The following is a 22928-nucleotide window of genomic DNA, read 5'->3' on the forward strand; positions in this document are numbered from 1 at the left end:
TATTATTACAACCCTCCTTATCCCGCGTCCCAACTGCATAAGAATAAGGTAGTAGCTAATAATAAAAATTACAGAACCTGTTCTTGAACTGAACGCAGCGACCAGCTCCTTGCAATTATAACAATCATTCGTCATGGAAACTATACTGAATGAACATACGAGTTTTTATGCTGACGTTATTTTTGAGATATAACAACAACATAAAAATCATCAAAACAAAAACATTGAGAGATTATAAACCGCTATTTAAAACAGCTCATCCAACCGTAGCCGACAAGTGGCACTTAATAAGCAACCTGATTGAAAGCTGGTATGATTTTGACATTCCCGATACAGATCATTCAGCCGCATTTGCTGCGCTTGAGCAAGCACTGAATGTAAAATTACCCATCGCTGTTAAAGCTTATTTTCTTTTATCAAAGCAATTAGCAGAAGCTCCTTATACTTATCCAAACGGACAAAAATCAAATCAATTCGCAAATATCTTCAGGGACGGCTTACATATTTCGATCTTAAAAGATCACGATGCCGTTAGTCTTATGATACAAGCGGAACAAGACACGATTTGGGCAATAAAAATGGAAGACCTTTCCAAAGACGATCCGGCCGTGTATTGTTACCTGCTCGATTATGACGACGACACGAATGAAAAGTTCGATTTTTTTGGTTTGGTCTCCGTTTCCGTTTCCTCGTTTGCCCTCAGTCACCTGCTTTCCTACCTGACTAATTGCAGCAGCTTCGCTATGCCTGTTGCAGATATCGATCAGCTGAGAACTATACTAAAGTCCAATCTCACAAATCAACAGCGGTTTGAGGAGCTGGAAATCTTTGAAGATGAAAACATCATTGCATTTTTCTCCAAAGACATATTTGAAGAGGAAGATAGCCATTCACTATATTTTCATCTGAAAGAAAACAGGGAGATAGCGTCTGTTCCGGCTCCCTTGCTGGATCTGTTAAAACAGGGAGATGTAGGCTGGACTTCCGGGCGCTTTAATGATCATAGGTAAAGGCATTTACAGTAAAAATCATTTGCCATAAAACTACCGCAATGCCCAAAACAAAGCACCCTTTGGCCTACAGCCAAAGGGTGCTTTGTTTACCAGTGGAAAAATATTATTCCGTTATAATAATTTTTCCTGTCATGATTTGTTTACGCATATTCTGTTTATTACTGAAAATGCTATAGATATATATTCCTGCGGGCAGATCGCTGGTTTGAATGTTAGCGCTGTTATTAAACAATTCCCGCTTCATCATTCTTCCATTTACATCATACAACTGCATCAGGATCGTACCGGATCCGCTGTTCCGGACATGGAAGGTTTCTCCTCTCCGCACCAAAGTTGGGTATACTTTGACGTTGCCTGCTGACAAAGTACTTAACTTATTCAGCATAGGACTCGTATCCGGACAACCGGTAAAGGAGAGTTCTCCTACAGACGTCCAGGCGTTACCATTCACTTCCGAAGTAGCGGTGAGCTTCACGTATTTCGCTTTTACAGTAGGACTGAAAACGACATCCTGTGACGCAGTGCTGTTGGTGAAGTTTCCGGTGGCTACCTGTGTCCAGCTAAGGCTATCTGCGCTTACCTCTACCTTGTACGCATTAATACGGCCGTTCACAGCAGCCTGCCTTGGCACGTAGGTAAGCTTGCTCAGGTTATAAGAACCACCCAGATAGATGGATACATAGTGCGGCATTGGTGCGGTACTGTTGTACCATTGTGTATGCCAGAAGGTATTAATATTGCCGTCAATTACATTGGTAACCGGTGCATTTTCTCCAACGGTTTCCTGGCTATCGAACTGGGAGATCCTTAATTGCGCACGTGGTATAGGTGTATTACAGTTGGATGTTGCTGGTGGAGTACCAGGAATACCTACACCAAAGCCCCCCAGGCCAGTATTAAACGTAGCGGAAACAAAATAAATAGTAGCGCCTTTTTTACCACTGGAATCACGACTCACCTCAAATCCGCCGGCGCCATCCGGATAAGGATTAGCTGGCGTTACACTGCTGATGTTACTGATCTCCTTCACCATCTTTATCGTATCCCATGATTGTGCGGTAGCAGTAGTCCAACCTTGTTTCTCTGCCTGGTTGTAGTAGAGCGTTACACTAACCTTGCCGGAAGTATTGTTATTGGCAGGTGTTATTTTTACAGTTTTAGAAGCCAGATAGTGTGCGGTAGTGCTATCCCAGAATGGAGCGGCGCTGCTGCCGGCCCTATCTATCTTTACAGTAGTGCACCCATAATCGAAACTGGTCAGATTCTGTATTTTGGCGATAATAGCTCCGCTGGTGTCTGAGAAGTAAACGGTTGCATTAGGCCCGAGATATTGGGTGGTACTACGGTTTAATACACTGGCAACTGATGTAACAGATGGTCTGGTATTGATGATCAGGTTAGGCCTGGTAGATCCGTAACCGGGTGCATTAAAGGTACAGCCGGCGCCGCTGGTCTGGCGTTGGAAAGCCGTAGGATTAGCCCCGCTTACGGAGAGAGATGCTACCAGGTTATCTCCCTGGTCATTGCCATCAGGATTATTGTAACAAGATTGGATGAGCAGGTTGGAATAACCGTCCCAATAGAAAGGTTGTGAGAAAGGTATCTGAATCCAGCCTGTATCCGATACGCTGATAGTGCCTGCATATACGCTGGTAAGCGGACTGTTATCGAATACCGTGTTAGTGAAGGTGGCCTGTGGTGTAAGTCCGACTCCCACATTAAAGTTCTGGAACGTGCTCGTAGTGGTCACTGTTCTGGAGATAACATGGTAGGAGATGGAGTTGATAAATCCTTTTTGTATGCCTGCTGCTCTAAGTTCACTGGCCGGATAAATGGTTTGTGCTTTCTTATCCGATTGTGTGCCGTTGAACGGACTGGAAGCGCTTCCTCCTGTGGTACCGTTACCATATGTCAGGTTCACAAGAGCAGTATCACCTACTGGTGAGGCATCCGGATAGGTGATATCCACGCGCGCTGTTTGCGCGGCTGGATTAGCCATCGCATTGGTGGTGCCGTTGACACTGAAGGTCAGCAGGGCGAATTTACTGGAAGGATCTGTTTTGCTGCCATAAACCCTGATGGTGACGGTTCGTGGAGCAGTTTGCCCGGAAGCAAAAATTACGGTATCGCTGGGAGTGGTGAAGTTACCGTTGGTGGTTACATCAAAATCAACTCCCTGCCTGGCGGAGGAGGTGGAGCCTACCACCAGTTGCACATTTGCATTTCCGGTTGGCGCGGGGCTGATAGTCAGGTTCACCGGGTAATCGGTATATGGCTTACATCCAGATATGCTGGTACCCGCAGCAGTGGTACCAATAGACGTGGCGGCAAAGGAAATCAGCGGTGTGATGGCGTTGCCTAATTTAGTACCAAAAACGCCTCTTCCATAAAAGCTTACCCGTAATTCACTGCTGTCGACGTTGCCGGTATTATAAGCAAAAAGATCTGTGATATCCGCTACCGTGGGGAGTCCTATGGAATACAGTCCCCAGTCGTTCATGGTTTTATTACGGTAATACACACCACGCGCGGTAGCCAGGTATACAGTTTCGTTGGTAGCGTATCGGTCTTCCAGCAGGCGGATCACGTTTACCTGTGGAAGGGTTCCGCTGATATCAGTATAAGTACTGCCCTTATCACCAGAGCGGTATACACGGCTGCCGCAGGCAAGGTATACCACATTCGTATCGCTGGAGATGGTGGTAACGCTGGCGGCCACATTGGTAGCTGCCGGTGCGGTAACGCTGGTAAAAGTGGGGGTAGCTGCAGTAGCATTACGGGAGCTGTATACTTTCTGATTGGTAGTAACGTAGAATACCACATTGGCGTTGACATTGCTGATCTGTAGCGCGTTAATTTTCTCCGCTGCGCTGGCTACATTGGTCCACGACGGAGAGGCCACGGTAATATTGGCGCTGCGCCATAAACCGGTATCCGCGGCAAAAGCGATGTTTACATTTTGTGGTGTGAATTCCAACTGCATATTGTTGGTACCTGTGAAGGGCAGGTTATAGGAGGCATCACTGCCTGTCACCGATCTTCTTTTCCCATTGTAATAATATACCTGGCTATTATTGCTGTAGTCAAAGTTGGAGCGTGCGCCCCAGTCGCCACCTCTGTTTGTAAACCAGGGATTGGCGGCATATTTATAGTATAGTTCTCCATTGTCCTGGGTACCAATGCTGATCATATCTCTTCTGATAGGACTATTGGAAGCATGGTATACTTCAGTAGAAGAAAGTCCGTTGCTTTTTGGGGTCCAGGTAGTACCCCCATCAGTACAGAGCCATACGCCACCATCGTTGTAATTAAACAGCCGGCTATTGTTATAGGGATCTACTTTAATACCGTGCATATCCGTATGGATCACAGAAGCCCAGTTAGGTTCCATTTGGGTCCAGGTGCTGCCACCGTTGGTACTTTTCCATATCAGGTGACCAACAACATATACAGTATTGGCATTGGTGGGATCCCCGCACATGGCCCAGTTGTAGTTACCCTGCCCCGTAGTGGTGCTGGAGTAGCCATTCAGATTGGGCGATACATCACCTTTCACCTGTGTAAAGGAAGTGCCTCCATTTGTGGATTGGTAAATAACACCTCCTGCGGAGCCGTTGTTGGAGCCTACCATACCTACGTATACGCGGTTGGAGTCGGCACGGGTAACGCCCAGCCTGGTGCCGTTGGCGCCATTTGCAGGCAAGGTGATGGCGGTAGCGGTCCACGTATCTCCCATGTTATTGGATGTATAAAAATGGCCATCCATAGTAACCGCAAACAACGTAGCCGTGTTAGTAACAGCTTTAAATACCATGTCGGTAAACTGTCCGCCAACCAGTTGCTGCGACCAGGACACACCGCCATCAGTAGTTTTCCAGATGCCATCATTGGTAGCGGCTACCAATACGTTATGATTGGTGGGTGACATCAGCAGTTCCACGGCCATACGCGTACCAATGCTACTGTTGGCCGGCAACCACGACTGCCCACCATCCGTTGTTTTGTAAACGCCCAGAGAGGTGCCATAATAGTTGGGATCTCCTGTGCCGAGGTAAATGATCTGGTCATTGGTGTTGTCGATACACACAGAGGCACAGGAAGCTTTCGGAAGATCATCCGTGCCCTGCAACAACCAGGTATTGGCCGTATCCGTACTTTTCCATAATCCCCATACGCTGGTGGCATAAATGGTACCGGAGGTAGTGGGGTGAAATTTCATTTGTGTAACGCGGCCTATACCATTGATCTGACCGGAAGAGTTGATGGGGAAAAGTACCGGCCCTATATTCCGCCAACTGCCATAGTTTTGGGCAAATGCGGCTGATGATAGCAGCAGACAGGCGGATAAAATTAGTGATAGATATTTACGTATATACATCTCAGTTATTTCTGGTTGATGGAAAAATTATTTTTCGCATGTGCTATGCTTATTAGCGCTGCCGGGAGTTACTGGTATCTTTCCGCTCTTTCTCCATCCTGTCTCTGGCCTGCTTGGCGTTAATATTGGTCTTTAGTTCCTTTTGTTGCTGCCAGATCCGTATTTGCTGATCCTTGTTGAGAATAGTACCATCCGGTTGTACATAGGGAAGTACCTGCCTTCGCCACCACTGGTACTTTTTATAGGCAAATGCATATTTCTGCCCTTCTTCTCTTGCAGCAGATTCTTTTCGTTTAAATAAGCCGAGGAATCCGCGCTTTCTTTCTGAATTATTTTTGGTATCCAGTATTTCATCCTCTTCCACCGGTAACTCCTTCCCTCTCCAATAGTCATTAAAGGATTTTTCAATTACAAAGAAGTTGACATTCGGATCATCCATCATGGCGATCCATTCGGGAGCTTTGGTACTTTGGCGGGCATGCTGCTGCGCGGGTGACACCATGCAGGAAAGCAAAAGCGCCATCAGCAAAACATAGCGCCACAGCGGTCTTTTTACGGATTTTGTTTTCATTTTCATTGGTTGTTGTGAGGTAAATAAATACATTTTCAAAAGGCCAGAAAATACCGGTCATCTTTCTCATAGATCACCGGCTCCAGCTGATATACATGTCGTATATTTTCTGGTGTAAGCACTTCTTCGCGGCTGCCTTGTGCTATTAATTTCCCATGATGCAACAACAGGATGTTGTCGGCAAACCGGGCAGCGATGTTAAGGTCATGTACTACGCCAACAATCAGCAAATCGGGTTGTTGCAACAACGACTTTAACAGCTTCATCAGATGAAACTGATAATGTACATCCAGGAAAGTGAGTGGTTCATCCAAAAACAAATAACGACAGGTACCCGGAACAGGCTCCCATATCTGCGATAGGATACGGGCAAAGTGTACCCGCTGTTTTTCACCTCCGGACAAACTCATATAATCCCTCCCGGCCAGTGCTTCCAGGTGAAACAACTGCATCGCTTCCCAGCAATACCGCATATCCTTCTGGCCCGGGTGATCCCGCCCATGAGGGTACCTCCCCATGATCACCACCTCCCATACCTTTAACGGGAATGATAATTCCTGGTGCTGGGAAAGCGAAGCCCGTATCCGTGCCAGTTCCTTACTTCCAAATGTGGAAATATTCTTATCTGCATATCGGATAGTACCGGAAGCAGGCGCTATTTGTCCACCTATCACTTTTAATAAAGTCGACTTTCCTGCCCCATTAGGACCTATTACCAGATGCAGCTTACCCGCATCCAGTTTCAGGTTAATAGATTGTAACAATAGCTTGTTACCCGCTGCGTAGGTCAGATCAGATACTACCAACATCAGTAATAATATTTTTTTCTCCTTAACAGATAGATAAAAACGGGCACACCAGTGACAGAGGTAACAATACCAATCGGCAGTTCAGCAGGACGTAATAACACTCTTGCGGCGATATCGGCCAGACTTAACAATATGGCGCCGGCCAATGCACTACCAATAATCAGGTAGCGATGATCAGCACCTTTCCAGATCCGCATCAAATGAGGAACCACCAATCCAATAAAACTGATCACACCGGTGAATGAAGTAACCACCGCCACCATGATGACGTTGAGGATGAGTATTTCTCTTTTGAGCCGTTGAACGGAAACACCTGCCAGCATTGCTTCGTCTTCACCCAGGATCAGCAGATTCAATTGTTTTGCATACGAAAGTGAGCGCCAGAAACAGATCGCCAATACTACGGCAGTGATGATAACAGCATGCCAGTTGGCGCCGGAAAGGGTACCCAAATTCCAGAAAGTAATGGACCGGGCCTGCGGATCACGGGCTAAATAAGAAAGGAAACCGGTACCACTGAGAAATAATGCATTGACCGCAATCCCCATCAGCAGGAGGGTTCCGATAGCTGCTCTCCCACTTTGCTTTGTTTCAGATAAACCCAGTACCAGGAAAGTGGCCACCGTTGCACCAGCCACCGCTGCTATCGGGAGTGTCCATTCTCCGGCATTAAAATGTAGCGACGATCCTAATACAAAATAAAGCGCTGCGCCAAAAGCAGCTCCGCTGGAGGTACCAACCAGCCCTGGTTCCACAATGGGGTTTCTGAAAAGCGCCTGCAATAACACACCACCTACAGCCAGTGCTGATCCGGCCAGTAAACAGAAAAGCACTCTGGGTAAACGGATCTCCATAAAAATCCGTTCATATAAGGAGAGGTCGCCATGTCCTGTAATGGTTTTACAAATGGCGTCATATATTTCACCGGCACTAATATTAACAGCCCCAAAGCAGGCAGATAACAAAGCCGTTACTATCAGCAATGCTACCAGGACCGGATACACGCCACTATATTGTTTGTTTAGCTGCATGTATCAGTTTTTGAAAAGTGAGCACATTAGCGCCTGTGCGTGGCCCCAGGTATACGATATCGTGCTCCTCTATCCTGTAAATACGATGATGAAGCGCCGCCTTGGTGCCGGAAACTCCTGGCAGCTCTTTTATTTTTTCGAAAGTACCCAGCCGGTCATAACCAAAATCGGTCAGTAATATTACATCAGGATCAGCTTGTGCAATAAGTTCCGCCGATACTTGCTGCATGCCTTTATCGCCAGCAATAGGAATGCGTCCTCCGGCCCATTCTACCATTTTAGCGCCGGTGCTTTTCTGCGTAAGCGCCAGGTAAATATTCATGGCTCGTCCAAAATGAATAATAACCACTTTGGGCGTATCCGTATATTGGTGTACGTTAGTCAGCGCCTGGTTCATTTCTGTATCCAGTTTTTTACAGAGACTATCCGCCTGCCTTTCTTTGTGAAAATACCCACCCAGCTGCTGTATCATGGATTTATCCTGCGCTATGGTGAATACGCTGTCCATAAAAGTTTTCATAGGAACTTTCATTTTTTCCAGTTGTCGCATTACCTGCTCCGGCCCAATATTATTATCGTGTATCACCAACGTTGGATGTTGCGCCAATAATCCTTCTGCGCTGAGTGCGCGGTGATAGCCAACTGTAGGCAGTGCTTTGATGGCTGGCGGGTAGGTACTGGAGAGATCTACTGCTACCAGGTCTTTTTCTGCACCCAATGCGTAAATCACTTCATTATATTGCTTCGATAAACAAACAATGCGGGTACTGTCATTATGGAGCAGCGTCTGATGTCCAAATCGTCCGCAGGAAGTTAGCAGCAGCACCACTGATGCGAGGAGTATGTTCTTATTCATGATTAAAATTTATAGTTGAGATTGAACCCACCATACCAGTTAGCTTTATAAGGACCAGGTAAGTAAATATTGGGAGTAGCGCCACTGAAGTTGGCATTCAAAAATACCATCGTATAGTACCGGCTGCCGGTGAGGTTGTTGCCGCCAGCAAATACGTCCAACTGAAAATGCTGACCGATAGCATGACGGTAACCTAATTTAGCCTGCAATAGCGTATAGGCGTCTGCGTAATGTCGGTTATCATAAGTGATCGGCATCTTATCTACAAACTGCCACGTGGTGTTCAGATAAATACCACATTGGGAAATGAAATCCACGCCTGCATTCAGGAGTTGAGGTGGTACACCGGATACCTTGTTGCCACTGTAGTCAATGGTTTTGGCATTATTGTTATTATCGCTGCGGAACTGCTTATAGGTAAAGCTGGAATAAGTATAGCTTGCAAATGGCTGTATTAGCGAGAATACCTTCGGGTGTGCAGGCTTAATCGTGTAAGATACCGTTGCTTCTATACCACGGTTTTGCTGCCTGCCGGCATTGGTGGTAATAGCGTACAGGACGGAGCCGGTATTGTCTGTTATAGCCTGTGAGGTAAGCTTATCTGTTATCTCCATATCAAATACAGCTGCCTGGAACGCCAGGTTTTTATGCAACAGGGTACCTTTTGCACCAGCTTCATATTGTATAGATTTTTCGGGCCGTAAGGCCGTATTCACCTGGCTAATCTGCGGAATAACCACCTGTCCGGATACAGGAGGAGAATACCCCTTACTGACACTGGCATACACCGACACATTTTCATTCAGCGCTTTCAGTACACCGATTTGCGGCGTAAGTACCGGCGTAAATGTTTTATGACCCGATTGGTCCTTATGTGCAGGATTGGCACTGTTGGTGAGGCGATCGGTGATGCTATATTCAATATAATTATTGCTCACGCCGGCGGTGAATATAAATTCCTTCGGCAGTTTCAATTCCCACTGGGTAAAAATATTGTACTGCATAGCAGATAATTCAAGATCTCCCGTGAGTGGACCTGTAATATTATTGGCTAGTCCATAGCTTTTTTTGAAGGAATTTGTTTTCTGGTATTCAGCACCTACGCTGCCATGCAGGGTGAGGGTACGGCCGGTAAAATGAAACCCGAATGCGGTACGTGCGCCCAGGTTCTGTACCATGTTCCCGGACAAACCTACTGCAAAGGCCTGTGATTGTTTATACCCGGTAAACCAGGCGCTGGTGAGGTTATCAACCTTCCCGGAAAATTGATAGTTATGGGAAATTCCTGCGCGATAAGATTCGAAAGATACATAACCTTTATTTTTCAGATAGGGGACTTCTCCAGTATCTTTCCGTTGTGCAAACTGTATACTATCCAACTGTCCGGCCAACTGATCGTTCGAATTGTTATAGGCAACATAAACAGACAGTGTTTGCTTATCATTGCTATGAAAGTCACCGATGAAGGAAACAAAGTCTTTTTTGGAGCCACTTTGTATGCGGTAGCTATCGTAGTTCTGATGGCCGTAGTTGAGCATAACAGATGATTTTTCGTCTGCGTGTTCTATCCGGGTGTTAGTCCTGAACAAACCATAGCTGCCGGCCAGCACTTCCTGTGAGATACGGGTGCCATAAGTAGCCGGCTTCAGGGTATACATTTTCAATACGCCACCAATGCCACTGCCATACAAACTGGAAGCCGGTCCCTTGATCACTTCCACCTTTCCCAACACGGAGAAATCAATATCATCGAGGATGGTAGTACCTTCTGCATCGGTGACGGGAATGCCGTTCAGATAAGCCTTATAGCCGGTGCCATTAAAATTGGTACCGTTACCATATCCCCGGATGGTAATACGCTGACCACCGGACATCGTTCTTTTTTCCATGCGTACGCCAGGCACCAGGTTCAACGAATTTTCGAGAAAGAGGCCGTCATTGCGGTGCAGGTCCTGGTTAGTGAGTACGGCTACAGATCTCGGCTGCAGCGGGTTGACGTTGATTTTACCCGCATCCACCATTATTTCATTTAGATTATAGGATGCGGCAGTAAGTCCGATCATCAGTTGAGTACTGCTGTTCTTAACGGGGACCGTTTGCGTATCATATCCCATAGCTATTATCGTTACAGTGCAGTTGGAACATGTTATACTAAAACTGCCATTGATGTCTGTTGAAGACATCAATTTACCATTGGCATACAGGCAGGCACCTTTAATCGGAACCTGTGTGTAGATATCATATACTTTCCCATGTATTGCCTGTTGGGCATAACTATGGAGCGACAGTACTGTCGCCAGTAAACAATTAATCAGGGTTTTCATCAGGTAATTATTTTGGGTTTGTGTTAGAATTTTAGCGGGCATACGACACCGTTGGGCATAGCTATGCTATAGCCGGAAAGTAAATTTTCTCATTATTTATATGTGATTTGGTTAATTACATGAATAACGCGGTTAAAAGTTGAAAACAACTTGTATTAATTCATTAGTTCACAGTAAAATCGGATTCACAAAGTCTTTTTTGATTCATAGAAGTATCTCTCGTCAGTTTCGGTACAGCGCTATTACAATAGTTGCTGAAAACAACTTGTATTAGTTCATTGATTCACAGTAAAATCGGATTCACAAAGTCTTTTTGATTCATAGAAGTATCTCTCGTCAGTTTCGGTACAGCGCTATTACAATAATGCTCAAATTAATATCTCTCGCTGCGCTAATGTATCTAACCTGCTTAGGGTTACTTTTCCCGTGGTACTCCGGTATTAAGCAGTTTTTTTTCGCTGATCTCTTAGATTCGGCTTCAGAAATTGGTTGTTTATATTAAAATAAAGCTAATAAAAAAATTTATTGGATCATAGCCTTTCTTTCTTTGTTTATTTTTTATGACAATTATATATTGTTTCAGGAAGCAATTATCATACAAATGTAACCGCCAGTTGGTGTGAATGTGATCAGTACAACAAAACGAAGCTTTTAACCGCCAGATAATATTTTAATGGAGCAGATATAACGGAAACACCATAACATAATAATATCAATGCTATTTCCAAATAGAAGTTACCCCAAAAAACAACAAAGCCTTTGGTCATAAACCAAAGACTTCTTGTTTGCTAGCGGAGAGTCAGGGACACCAATCGAACCCCTTATTCCACTTTTAATGTTTCTTAGTGAACTTTTATAATGTAAGGATCCATATTGTTGCAGGTCTGGCAATAAATTGCCCTGAGACATTTATTTCGTATCTCAGGGCATCAACAGTAAATCCAATAATTTTATTATGGCAAAATTCCACCCTGAATTACACCGGTCAGATCTTTTGATACGAGTGTACTACCATCATAAAACTGCACACTTGCTGTACCATTGATCTGATACTGCAAAAATTTCCAATGGCGCACAGTTCCTGAATAGTTTACCACGGTATAATCCAGGCCAGTAGTTGCACTACTTACTTCAATATAAGTAATGGGCTGAGGAGCAGGTTTGGATAAGTCAGCAAAAAAAGTAAAAACGTAATTTCCTTCAACAATATAACCAAGCGCTGTCCCGGTAGGAGCAACAGCTGCTGTATGGGTTATATTTTTATTACCATCTTTTGGTGTAAATGAAGATAACGTAAGTGTTACGAACGCGAAGAGGAATAAAAATGATAGCTTTTTCATAGTAATTGTTTGAAAATGGTTTTAAAGCGTGATTTGTTGTAATCTCTTTCTGAGACCGCGTTTATATAAATTTACTGTTGCAAAAGTTGGGTATGAAAATCAGGATTGCCTGGATATTGTTTGGGTGTTTTGGCTGAAATTGAATGAAATATTTTGGTAAGCAAAAGGTAGGCTTTTTCGATTTCAATTAAAGTGATATTTTAACCAACATCAATATTATTTTAACAGACATCATTAATATTTTTTAAGCTACTTTTTCTTGTGTACCAATGAAGTGCCAATGATAATATAGCTGTTAAACATTTGGAGCCAGCATATTTTACCCAATTTCTTTCCAACAACATCAAACTAAAATCTGAACCTCATGCTAAATAGAATCATCCTGCATTTAAGACAGCAGCTGCACTCAACAACATAATTATAGAAGGACTTAAAGGAGAAGTGGACGAAGAGCATCATTTGCCATAAGACTAACGCAATATCCCAAAAACAACAAAGCCTTTGGTCATAAACCAAAGGCTTCTTGTTTGCTAGCGGAGAGTCAGGGATTCGAACCCCGGGACCTGTTACAGTCAACAGTTTTCAAGACTGCCGCAATCGACCGCTCTGCCAACTCTCCGTGTGGGTTGCAAAAGTATAAAAGAATTTGAAAATAAAAAAAAATTTGCAGAAAATTTTCAAATCAGCCACCAGAGCGGATATACAAAATACAAATGACGAACTACGGACCTAAAGCGATGTTTTTACCGGGCATTGATTCAAAAATTCGTCTTTTGATCTTCGCTTTAATCCGTAATTCGTCATTAATTATTCCCGTCTGCCATCAGGCAGTATTACTCTTATTATCCACTGCTACAGTGCAGTATTGTTTCTTATCCTTTTCCTGATATCTTATTTCCAACCGCCACCTAAAGAGCGGTATAAATCTACCATGGCAGTTAAGCGTTGGCGATCAATGTCGGCCTTAGCCAGTTCTGCTTGCAGGGAACGTCCCTGTGCGGTGATCACCTCCAGGTAGTTAGCCATACCGCTGCGGAACAGCAATTGAGCCTGTTGAACCGCCAGCTGGGAAGTATTTACCTGTCTTACTGCTATTTCCTGCTGAACTTTTACTTTATCCAGTTTTACCAGTGCATCACTCACCTCTCCTACTGCGTTCAACGCGGATTGTTTAAACTGGATAACGGCTTGTTCCCGTTGTATTTTAGCTACTTCCAACTGTGTTTTCAGGGCACGGCGCTGAAAAATGGGCTGTGTAAGTCCACCCGCTGCGGTACCGAACAGGGAAGCAGGTAAGTTAAACCAATTGCTGGCTTTGAAGGCATTTACGCCACCATTACCGGTGATGGTCAGCGTGGGGTACATATTGCCTTGTGCTGCGCCTACCAGGGCATTAGCTGCTACCAGCCCCATTTCGCTGGCGCGTACATCCGGGCGGCGACTGATCATGGCAGCCGGAATACCGGTTGGCAAGGCATCTGCTACCTGGAAAGTAGCCAGGCTGCTGCTACGTGTAATGGTGGACGGTAGTTCACCGGTTAAAATACGCAGTGCATTTTCCTGGATGGCAATGCCTTGTTCCAGTTGTGGTACCAGCAGTTCTGCGGTCTGTTGCTGTGAAATGGCCTGTTGTACGCCCAGCTCGGTCACTTCACCGGCAGCTTTCTGTAAACGGATCATTTTTACAATGGTATCGCTTAACTCCAGGTTTCTGCGGGCAATGGCCAACTGGTTGTCCAGCATCAGCAGGTTGAAGTAGCTGTTGGCAACAGCAGCTACCAGGCCTGTTTGCACGGCATGTGCACCTTCATACGACTGCAGGTAAGTAGCCAGTGCGGCCTCTTTCTGACGGCGTATTTTACCCCAGATATCTATTTCCCATGACATTCCCACGCCCAGGTTGAAGTCTTCCAGGTGATCTCCCAGGTTATTTGCGGAGAGGTTCAGGCCTGTGAAACTATTCTTGGACGGGAAGTTGGTGCTGGCAGATGCCGTTGCATTAAAAGCTGGCAACCATGCCACTTTTGCCTGTTTCAGGTAAGCCTGCGCAGCCTCTACTCTTTTCACGGCCAGTTGCAGGTCGTAGTTGCCGGTAACGGCTTTATCTATCAACTGCTGCAAGGTAGCATCGGTAAAAAATTTCTTCCATTCTATTTCTGCTATGCTGTTGGTATCGGAAGGAGCCACGGTCCCAAACTGCTGGGGCAGCGCCACTGGGGGCCGCTCGTAATTGCGGCCAACCCGGCAAGCTGCCAACCCTACAACTAAGGACAACAGAATTAAAAATGAGCTATAACTTGTTTTCATTTGTCTTTTTTCTGATTCTGATAATAGATAATGCTAATATTTTAGTGTACCAGCTTTGCTGCATGTTCTGCGTCCACTTCCACTATCGGCTTACGGCTGATTTTCTCTTGCAGGTACTGGAAAATTACAAACAGCACAGGTATGATGAATATCCCCAGGACCACCCCGGTAAACATACCACCTACAGTACTCCAACCAATTGAATGATTGCCTTTGGCAGATGCACCTTGTGTAAAGATTAATGGCAACATACCAACAATAAAGGCAAAGGAAGTCATCAATATTGGACGAAGACGAAGCTGTGCTGCTTCCAAAGCTGCGTCAACAAGCTTATAACCCGCTCTTCGCCGTTGTAGGGCAAACTCCACAATCAGGATCGCATTTTTAGCCAATAATCCTATCAGCATGATCATACCTATTTGTACGTAGATATTGCCCTCTATGCCGCTAAAGCCAATGAAACTATATACACCTAATATACCCGTAGGTACAGTAAGGATTACTGCCAGTGGCAGGATATAGCTTTCATACTGTGCAGCCAGCAGGAAGAATACAAACAATACACTCAGTAAAAACACGAACGCAGTTTGGTTCCCCGCTCTTATCTCTTCCCTCGAAATACCCGTAAACTCATGGGCATATCCTTGTGGCAATGCCTTTTTCGATACTTCTCCAATGGCTTTAATTACATCACCGGTACTATAACCTGGTTTGGGTGTAGCATTAATGGTAACAGCAGTATACAGGTTGTTTCGTGTAACTGTTTCCGGGCCATATACACGTGTTAATTTGGCCACTGTACTTACCGGTACCATCGTACCCAGGTTGTTCTTTACATAAATAGCATCCAACGAACTTTTATCCATCCGGTATGAAATATCGGCCTGCGCCATTACACGGCTATATTTTCCGAAACGGTTAAAGTCTGAAACGAAACTACTACCATAATAGGTTTGCAGTGTATTCAACAATTCACTAACAGATACTCCCAATTGTTTCACTTTTACCTCATCTATATCAATTGTGTACTGTGGATTACCCGTACTAAAAGTAGTGAACGCACTTGCCACTTCCGGCCGCTGACTTAATGCACCAACAAAACCCCATGCCGTTCCTGCTAATTTCTCCAGTGATCCGTTTGTTCTGTCCTGCAACATCATTTCTACCCCGCTCACGTTACCGAAACCCTGTATTGTTGGAAAACCAACAAAAAAAGTTAAGGCATCATGTACTTGCATTGATTTCCCTAACAAACCGCCAGCAATAGCAGTCGGGTCTTTTACAACACCTCTCTCCTTACGATCTTTCAACCTTACAAATATTGCAGCATTAGGGGAAGCGTTCGCATTTGTTACGAAGTTCATCCCATTTGCAGCCCATACATCGCTCACACCCTCATCTTTGATCACAATTTTACTAATCTGACTTGTTGCATTCTCCGTTCTGCTAAGTGAACTACCGGGAGGTGTTTGGGTAATACCAACCACGAACCCCTGATCCTCATCTGGAATAAACCCGGTAGGTGTTGTTTTAATCAGCCAAAATGTGGCAACCACCACAAGCAATAATCCGGTAATGGCCACCCATCTGTTTTTCAGCAGAAATTTGATGCTCCGTATATATCTTGCCGTCATGGCATTAAAAGCGTTATTAAACGCATCGAAGAAGCGGGCGCCAAAGCCTTTTTTCTTTCCACCTTCGCCTATATGCTGGTTCTTTAAGAATAAAGCACACAACGCCGGACTTAGCGTTAACGCATTCACCGCAGAAATAAAGATAGCAATGGCCAGTGTAAAGGCGAATTGTTTATAGAATACACCTGCAGGGCCTTGTACAAAGCTCACTGGCACAAACACTGCTGCCATTACCAATGTGATCGAAACAATCGCACCGGATATCTCACTCATCGTTTTAACGGTTGCCTCTCTTGCCGCTAAATGCTCACGTTCCATCGTTGAGTGTACGGCCTCTACCACCACAATTGCATCATCCACCACAATACCAATAGCCAGTACCAATGCGAACAATGTAAGCAGGTTAATGCTAAAGCCAAATAATTGTAAGAAGAAGAAGGTACCTATAATCGAAACGGGAACAGCAATTACCGGGATCAATGTAGAGCGCATATCTTGCAGGAAAATGAAAACCACGATGGCCACAAGGACGAACGCAATGATCAGTGTTTCTTTTACCTGGTCGATAGATGCATCCAAAAATTCCTTCGAGTTGTACATGATCTTAAACTTCATACCACCGGGTAACCCCTTATCAAACTCTCCAATCTGTCGTTCCAGTTCGGTAAGAATTTCATTGGCATTGGAACCTGGCGTCTGCACAATACCAAAACCAGTAGCCGGTTTGCCATCAAGCAAATTCGAGGCAGTATAAGTATAGCCACCAAGTTCAACCCTGGCCAAATCTTTAAGACGAAGAACAGAACCATCGTTATTTGCCTTAATCACCATGTTTTCATACTCTTCGGGCTTGCTCAACTTTCCCTTGTACTTAATGATATACTCGAAAGATTCCTTACTACTTTGTCCCAAACGACCTGGTGCAGCTTCTACGTTCTGATCTCTGATCGCATTCATCACTTCTGTGGTAGAAAGATTATTAGCAACAAGCCTGTCAGGTTTCAACCAGATACGCATCGAATAGTCTTTTGAACCAAATGGCTGTACCTGTGCCACCCCTGGTATACGTTGTAACTGAGGGATGATATTAATTCTTGCATAGTTATTTAAGAACAGTTCGTTATACTTAACACTGTCCTCGCTATATAACGCCACAAACATCAGGAAGCTGCTCTGCACTTTCTGTGTAGAAAGCCCGGCTTGTAATACTTCGGGAGGTAGCTGGCTATTCGCTTTAGATACGCGGTTTTGTACGTTTACTGCCGCAATATCAGGATCCGTTCCTTGTTTAAAAAAAACTGTCAGGATGTAGCTACCATCGTTGTTGGAATTGGAGGTCATGTACGTCATGTTCTCCACACCATTTACCGATTCTTCTATCGGGGTAGCAACTGTACGGGATATCACCTCCCCGTTGGCGCCAGGGTAATTGGCGATCACCTGTACAGATGGCGGCGCAATCTCAGGAAATAAGGCCGTAGGCAGGGAGAATAAAGACAACCCTCCCAGTATAACCAATATAATAGAAATAACCGTAGATAATACCGGCCTTTCAATAAATCGTTTTAACATAAATAACAATTATGGGTTGCGGTATGTCCGCGCAGACACAAACAGTGCATGTGTGTAACAACACTGCCTGCGTCACAATTTGAATAATGTTTTGTGTAAACGTTCTTAACACTGGCGTGCTTTCACGCTTAATATTTTAAAGCAACGGTTTTGCTTTCAACAAACTATCTGTAGATACCATCTGTGGCTGAATAACAACGCCATCTTTTAAACCGCCCATCATCATGGTAGATTGAGAAGATAATACAATCTTGTCTCCCTCTTTTACACCATCAGTAACAAAATAATAATTAGACGTTTTGCCGGAAATGGTGAGTGGTTTTGTAACGATTTTATTACTATCGGCCACGGTATAAACGAACACTTTGTCTTGCAATTCAAACGTAGCTTCCTGAGGAATTACCAATGCTGCAGCATGTAAAGTAGGTACTCTGACTTTACCGGTACTACCACTTCTAAGTACACCCTGTGCATTCGGAAAGCTGGCACGTAAACTAATTGCACCAATAGTTTTGTCAAACTGGCCCTCCACTATTTCAACTTTTCCTTTTTCAGGATAAACACTGCCATCTGCCAGGATTAATTCTACTGCTGGCATTCCTTTTACTTTTTCAGCAACGCTATTACCTGGATATTTTTCCTTGAATTTGAGGAAATCGGTTTCACTCAAAGAAAAATAAACACGCATATCCTTTACTTCAGAAATAGTAGTCAATGCGCCTGCCATGCCTCTGCTAACAAGACTTCCCGTTTTAAAGGGAATACTACCTACATAACCATCGCTGGGTGCGGTAATATTTGTGAACCCAAGATTGATACGGGCGGCTTCTACCTGGGCCTTTGCCTGGGCAACGCCAGCTTTCGCTGAATTGTAACTTGCTTCTGCAGATTTTAATTGAACATCCGATACCACATTATTGCTAAGTAGCGGTTTCAATTTATCAACGTTGATTTGTGCATTCTCCAATGCCGCTGTTGCAGCTTGTAAATTTGCAGTGGCATTGTTGAGTTGCTCTGCATATGGTCTTCTGTCGATCGTGAAAAGTGTTTGACCTTTTCTAACGTAAGCACCTTCATCTACTGAAATATCCGTTAGATAACCGTCTACCTGTGGTCTTATTTCCACATCACGGGTTCCTTCTACCGAAGCAGAGAAATCCTGAAACGTTGTAGCAGGTAATGTCACTGCTTTAATTACCGGTAAAGATACTGGCGGTGGTGCCTCATTTTTTGCCTGTGATGTGCTGCAGGCAGACAATACCGAAAGAACAAAAAAACTATAAAGTAAGCCTGCCGGCAAAGTGGTCAATGTTGATTTCAATGGTTTCATACTACTTTTTTTTTAACTACTAACAATAAAATTCCCCTTAACGAATCAGGCCAATAAAACGCAGCCTTGCTTCGCAGCAATCAATATCAGTGACAGCATTGGGTGGTAAAATACAGGTAGGCAGCCCCGCGACACTCAGACACGTACATGCTTACAGCACATGGTACGTTTGAGTACAGCAATTTGTTACTACTGTAAAAAAGAAATTGAAGATGTGCGGTGGGCCGCTAAAAAATTCTCATCGGTTTTCAAATTTTGAATGATGCACGGGCGACATCATTATTTTAAACACTATGCAAAAATAGATATTTAATGTTAACGGGCATTTAAATTATTACGGGTTTAATTGTACTTTTCACGGATACTCTTTTGAAATGATGCGGGCGTATATCCTGAATGCTTCTTAAAAAAGCGGTTAAAATAGGCATCATCCTCAAAATTCAACTGCGATGCTATCTGCTTAATAGAGTGCTCACCCCAATACAGTAGCCGCTTTGCTTCCATAATACGCTTTTCATCAATGATGTTTTTCGCATTTCTCCCCAGCAACGCTTTCACCGTGTCATTTAAGTGTCCCGGTGAAACGTACAACATTTCCGCATAGTCAGATACCTGCGCTTTCTCATGAAAATGCTGATCTACCAGTATCTTAAACTGGCGGGCCATATTATACTGTGAACTTTCCGCATTCATCCAGTTCCCCGATGGCTCAGAAATCCGTCCACATGCAATCACAAAAGCATTCACCAGGTTACGAATGATGGCATCCTTCCGTAATTTATCACTGTTATATTCTTTCCGGATCAGGTCCGTATAAGCCAACACTTCCTCCAGCTGCTCTTCATTCAACGGTACCATCCCCGAACTGAATATACAACGCCAGCAACTAACAACTCCCTGCATTTCAGGTACCAGGAAGTCGTTAGTAAAATAAATATTGATTAGTTCAGCATCCTCACTCATCTCATGCTGATGCACCTGGTTAGGTTCCATCAGCATCAATGCCGGCGCCTCCATTTCAAAATGCTTGAAATCAATGGATTGACTAATACGTCCTTTAATTAATATATCTATACTATATCCGTTATGCCGGTGAGGCACATTCATCGCATCTACACACCCTTCACAGCCACTCCACTCCCCCATGAAAAAGTTAGCGCCGTTGGCATAATCACAGTTATAAACCGGTACATTCGAAATGCGTGTTACAACACTTTCTAATACTTCCATTGGTTTAATACTTTATCGGTAACAATCATTTAAATTCAACGAAGTAAAGGTAGCTGATTAAATATCTATACTCCAACTATACGCGGCATAGATATTTTCTATATCCCATCCGATGATTACCTATATCATTTCCCTTCTTCTACTTTCTCCTGCACCAGCACCAGGTCACTTAACTTCACATTGATAGGAATATTACCAATCTTCACAATGGCACGCTTGTCACGGATCTCCAGCACCTTACCTACCTGCCGGTTCGTTACAATTTTCACTTGCATCCCTACTTCTACCTGGCCTTTTATTTCCTGGAACTTCTCCTGCACCTTCTTATTGTGCTGCTCAGTATGCTGTTTTTCACGACGACGGAACAACAATATTTCTGCCTGCTTCATCACCTTTTCTTTATCGTCCGCACGTTTCCATTCAATCACGATCTGCTTCAGCTTGCGCTCCATATCTTTCAGATACTGCAAGTCGTCTTCCTTAATCTGGTTCTGTAATTTCAACAGGGTATATTGTTGCTGCTTGCGTTCTTTATCTGCCAACACTTCATACTCCTTCTTCAAACGCTCATTTTCCTTCAGTAATTTCTGCAGGTCTTTTTCTTTACTTTCTACTTTCTGCAGATCCTGTTCCGCTTTGTTCAACAGTTTATCCAGCTGGAAATGTCCTTCATCTACCAGTTTCTTCGCACGGGCAATCAACGAAGGATGCAACCCAATACGTTCCGCAATAGAGAAAGTATAGGAGCTACCCGGTTTACCCACCATCAGCTTGTACATCGGCAACAAAGTCGCTTCGTCAAAGCCCATGGCCCCGTTAATGATACCCTTTACTTTATTGGCCATCACTTTCAGGTTGAGGTAGTGCGTTGTTACCACACCATAAGCATGTTTCTTCGCCAGCTCCTCCATGATCACCTCCGCAAAAGCACCACCCAGGTTAGGATCGGAACCACTACCCAGCTCGTCAATGAAGAACAGGGTTTTGCCGTTGGCGTTTTCCATGAAATATTTCATGTTCTTCAGGTGAGAACTGTAAGTACTCAGCTCAAACTCGATCGACTGGGTATCCCCGATATGGATCATCAGTTGTTTGAAGATTCCCATCTGGGAAGAAGGGTGTACCGGTACCAGCAAACCCGACTGCAACATCAGCTGTATCAGCCCGATGGTTTTCAATGTCACCGTTTTACCACCGGCATTGGGTCCACTGATCACCAGGATATGTGCGTCCTTATCCAGGTCGATATTTACCGGGATCGTGGGCTTCTTGTTTTTCTGGTTATAGAGAAACAATAGCGGGTGATAGGCCTGGATCAGGTTTAACTGGGCAGTAGGCACCAGCATCGGGTAATTGGCGTCCATATCCAGGGCCAGTTTGGCTTTCCCACGGATAAAGTCGTAAGTGCCCAGAATGAGGTGATAGCTGTTCAATAACCCCGAATAGCCACTGAGCGCCGCTGTCATGGCTTTGAGGATACGATATACCTCGCGGCCTTCTTCCCTTTCGAGCGACTGTATTTCATTATTAAGCTCAATCGTTTCTTCCGGCTCCATAAAAGCGGTTTTACGGGTATCTGACTCCCCGTGAATGAGCCCTTTCACCATCCGTTTGTTTTCTGCATAAATTGCTACTACCCGGCGGCCGTTCAGGAAGGCTTCTTCCTGGTCAGCCAAATAGTTCAGTTTCTGCAATTTCTGGAGAATACGGTCAAAAATCCTGCGTAGCTCTGTTCGTTTACGGAACAGCGACATCCGGATTTTGGCCAGTTCCTGGGAGGCATTGTCTTTTACCTGTCCCAATTCGTCCAGCACTTCATCAATGGTGGCCGTAATTTTTTTCTCGTAATGAGTGTCTTTGATCACCTCAAAAAGGCCTCCGTACTGGATACGGCGGTCGTGATCAAAAAAGCGAACGATACTATGCATACTTTCTGCCAGCTTGCGCAGCAACATAGCCTGTTCCCCGGTGAGTACGGCGCCTTCGATAGACAGCAACCGCAATTCCTTTTTCAGGTTCAGGATGGAATCGTTCGGGAAATTCTCCTGCAACAAGGTAAGTTGCTTATATTCATGTGCCTGTTGGAGGGCAGTTTTAACGTAATCTATATGCGTGTGCAGGCGCAGTTCCGAAGCCATTTCCTTGCCCAGTTCTGTTTTGCAATGCTCTTGCAGCAATGCCTGTACTTTATCGAATTCCAACTGCATCAACGCAGATTCAGGAAAATATTTCAAGTGTTCTTTATTTAAAGTAAGAAGGCACAAACAATCGTCCGTTGTTTGTGTCTGTGTAAAAGGTTTACAATCAGGCGCGTAAAGGCGCTGCCATCAAGGTGGCGGGGGAAGCTTTATCCGGGAAAAATCTTAATTCTTGTCCATCGTTTTTGTCATTATGCTATCAAACGTTATCCGGTTACACCCGGCTTATTATATCGGTTCCTGCTGCTGCTGACGTATGTTTTATAAGGTATCTCTGAAGCCCCACGGGCACCTGGAAACTCCAAAAGAATGTTAAAGTTACTTAACTTGTCGTA

Annotated in this window: 13 protein-coding genes and 1 tRNA gene; 1 reads left to right on the forward strand and 13 read right to left on the reverse strand. The window is 44.4% G+C overall.

Annotated features, from left to right (window positions below):
* The first annotated feature begins 149 nt into the window (after positions 1-149).
* Complete coding sequence (locus tag AC5ZC7_RS20635) at positions 150-1010, forward strand: hypothetical protein (protein ID WP_496157000.1); 861 nt, start codon at positions 150-152, stop codon at positions 1008-1010.
* Positions 1011-1116: 106 nt separating this feature from the next.
* Here the strand turns inward: AC5ZC7_RS20635 and AC5ZC7_RS20640 are convergent, their stop codons facing one another.
* From AC5ZC7_RS20640 to AC5ZC7_RS20700, 13 genes are all read right to left on the reverse strand, one after another.
* Positions 1117-5391: a discoidin domain-containing protein gene (locus AC5ZC7_RS20640; protein ID WP_496156999.1), complete on the reverse strand. Its 4275-nt coding sequence runs from the start codon at positions 5389-5391 to the stop codon at positions 1117-1119.
* 52 nt (positions 5392-5443) lie between these two features.
* On the reverse strand, positions 5444-5962 hold the full coding sequence (locus AC5ZC7_RS20645) for a hypothetical protein (RefSeq protein WP_496156998.1): 519 nt from the start codon (positions 5960-5962) through the stop codon (positions 5444-5446).
* 35 nt (positions 5963-5997) lie between these two features.
* Complete coding sequence (locus AC5ZC7_RS20650) at positions 5998-6771, reverse strand: heme ABC transporter ATP-binding protein (RefSeq protein WP_496156997.1); 774 nt, start codon at positions 6769-6771, stop codon at positions 5998-6000.
* A complete protein-coding gene (locus AC5ZC7_RS20655) occupies positions 6771-7802 on the reverse strand; it encodes an iron chelate uptake ABC transporter family permease subunit (RefSeq protein WP_496156996.1) in 1032 nt (343 codons plus the stop codon). The genes AC5ZC7_RS20650 and AC5ZC7_RS20655 overlap by 1 nt, the downstream gene beginning before the upstream one ends.
* Complete coding sequence (locus AC5ZC7_RS20660) at positions 7780-8658, reverse strand: ABC transporter substrate-binding protein (protein ID WP_496156995.1); 879 nt, start codon at positions 8656-8658, stop codon at positions 7780-7782. The genes AC5ZC7_RS20655 and AC5ZC7_RS20660 overlap by 23 nt, the downstream gene beginning before the upstream one ends.
* 2 nt (positions 8659-8660) lie before the next feature.
* Positions 8661-10982 carry a TonB-dependent receptor domain-containing protein gene (locus tag AC5ZC7_RS20665; protein ID WP_496156994.1) on the reverse strand — a complete coding sequence of 774 codons (2322 nt, stop codon included), beginning with the start codon at positions 10980-10982 and terminating at the stop codon, positions 8661-8663.
* A 953-nt stretch (positions 10983-11935) separates the two neighbouring features.
* A complete protein-coding gene (locus tag AC5ZC7_RS20670) occupies positions 11936-12322 on the reverse strand; it encodes a hypothetical protein (RefSeq protein WP_496156993.1) in 387 nt (128 codons plus the stop codon).
* A gap of 534 nt (positions 12323-12856) precedes the next feature.
* Positions 12857-12941: transfer RNA gene (locus tag AC5ZC7_RS20675), tRNA-Ser, on the reverse strand.
* A gap of 272 nt (positions 12942-13213) precedes the next feature.
* Positions 13214-14629, reverse strand: a complete 1416-nt coding sequence (locus tag AC5ZC7_RS20680) for an efflux transporter outer membrane subunit (protein ID WP_496156992.1) — start codon at positions 14627-14629, stop codon at positions 13214-13216.
* A 41-nt stretch (positions 14630-14670) separates the two neighbouring features.
* On the reverse strand, positions 14671-17835 hold the full coding sequence (locus AC5ZC7_RS20685) for an efflux RND transporter permease subunit (RefSeq protein ID WP_496156991.1): 3165 nt from the start codon (positions 17833-17835) through the stop codon (positions 14671-14673).
* 136 nt (positions 17836-17971) lie between these two features.
* A complete protein-coding gene (locus AC5ZC7_RS20690; protein WP_496156990.1) occupies positions 17972-19165 on the reverse strand; it encodes an efflux RND transporter periplasmic adaptor subunit in 1194 nt (397 codons plus the stop codon).
* Positions 19166-19507: 342 nt separating this feature from the next.
* Positions 19508-20395, reverse strand: a complete 888-nt coding sequence (locus AC5ZC7_RS20695) for a helix-turn-helix domain-containing protein (RefSeq protein ID WP_496156989.1) — start codon at positions 20393-20395, stop codon at positions 19508-19510.
* A 125-nt stretch (positions 20396-20520) separates the two neighbouring features.
* Complete coding sequence (locus tag AC5ZC7_RS20700) at positions 20521-22629, reverse strand: endonuclease MutS2 (protein WP_496156988.1); 2109 nt, start codon at positions 22627-22629, stop codon at positions 20521-20523.
* Positions 22630-22928 lie beyond the last annotated feature (299 nt).

This window comes from Chitinophaga sp. 9-1-y, assembly GCF_059511905.2.

What these genes read in the sequence shown, in the direction of transcription:
- AC5ZC7_RS20685 (WP_496156991.1), bottom strand. Translation starts at nt 17,835, where the DNA reads ATGTTAAAACGATTTATTGAAAGGCCGGTATTATCTACGGTTATTTCT.
- AC5ZC7_RS20690 (WP_496156990.1), bottom strand. Translation starts at nt 19,165, where the DNA reads ATGAAACCATTGAAATCAACATTGACCACTTTGCCGGCAGGCTTACTT.
- AC5ZC7_RS20695 (WP_496156989.1), bottom strand. Translation starts at nt 20,395, where the DNA reads ATGGAAGTATTAGAAAGTGTTGTAACACGCATTTCGAATGTACCGGTT.
- AC5ZC7_RS20680 (WP_496156992.1), bottom strand. Translation starts at nt 14,629, where the DNA reads ATGAAAACAAGTTATAGCTCATTTTTAATTCTGTTGTCCTTAGTTGTA.
- AC5ZC7_RS20670 (WP_496156993.1), bottom strand. Translation starts at nt 12,322, where the DNA reads ATGAAAAAGCTATCATTTTTATTCCTCTTCGCGTTCGTAACACTTACG.
- AC5ZC7_RS20655 (WP_496156996.1), bottom strand. Translation starts at nt 7,802, where the DNA reads ATGCAGCTAAACAAACAATATAGTGGCGTGTATCCGGTCCTGGTAGCA.
- AC5ZC7_RS20645 (WP_496156998.1), bottom strand. Translation starts at nt 5,962, where the DNA reads ATGAAAACAAAATCCGTAAAAAGACCGCTGTGGCGCTATGTTTTGCTG.
- AC5ZC7_RS20640 (WP_496156999.1), bottom strand. Translation starts at nt 5,391, where the DNA reads ATGTATATACGTAAATATCTATCACTAATTTTATCCGCCTGTCTGCTG.
- AC5ZC7_RS20650 (WP_496156997.1), bottom strand. Translation starts at nt 6,771, where the DNA reads ATGTTGGTAGTATCTGATCTGACCTACGCAGCGGGTAACAAGCTATTG.
- AC5ZC7_RS20635 (WP_496157000.1), top strand. Translation starts at nt 150, where the DNA reads ATGAACATACGAGTTTTTATGCTGACGTTATTTTTGAGATATAACAAC.
- AC5ZC7_RS20665 (WP_496156994.1), bottom strand. Translation starts at nt 10,982, where the DNA reads ATGAAAACCCTGATTAATTGTTTACTGGCGACAGTACTGTCGCTCCAT.
- AC5ZC7_RS20660 (WP_496156995.1), bottom strand. Translation starts at nt 8,658, where the DNA reads ATGAATAAGAACATACTCCTCGCATCAGTGGTGCTGCTGCTAACTTCC.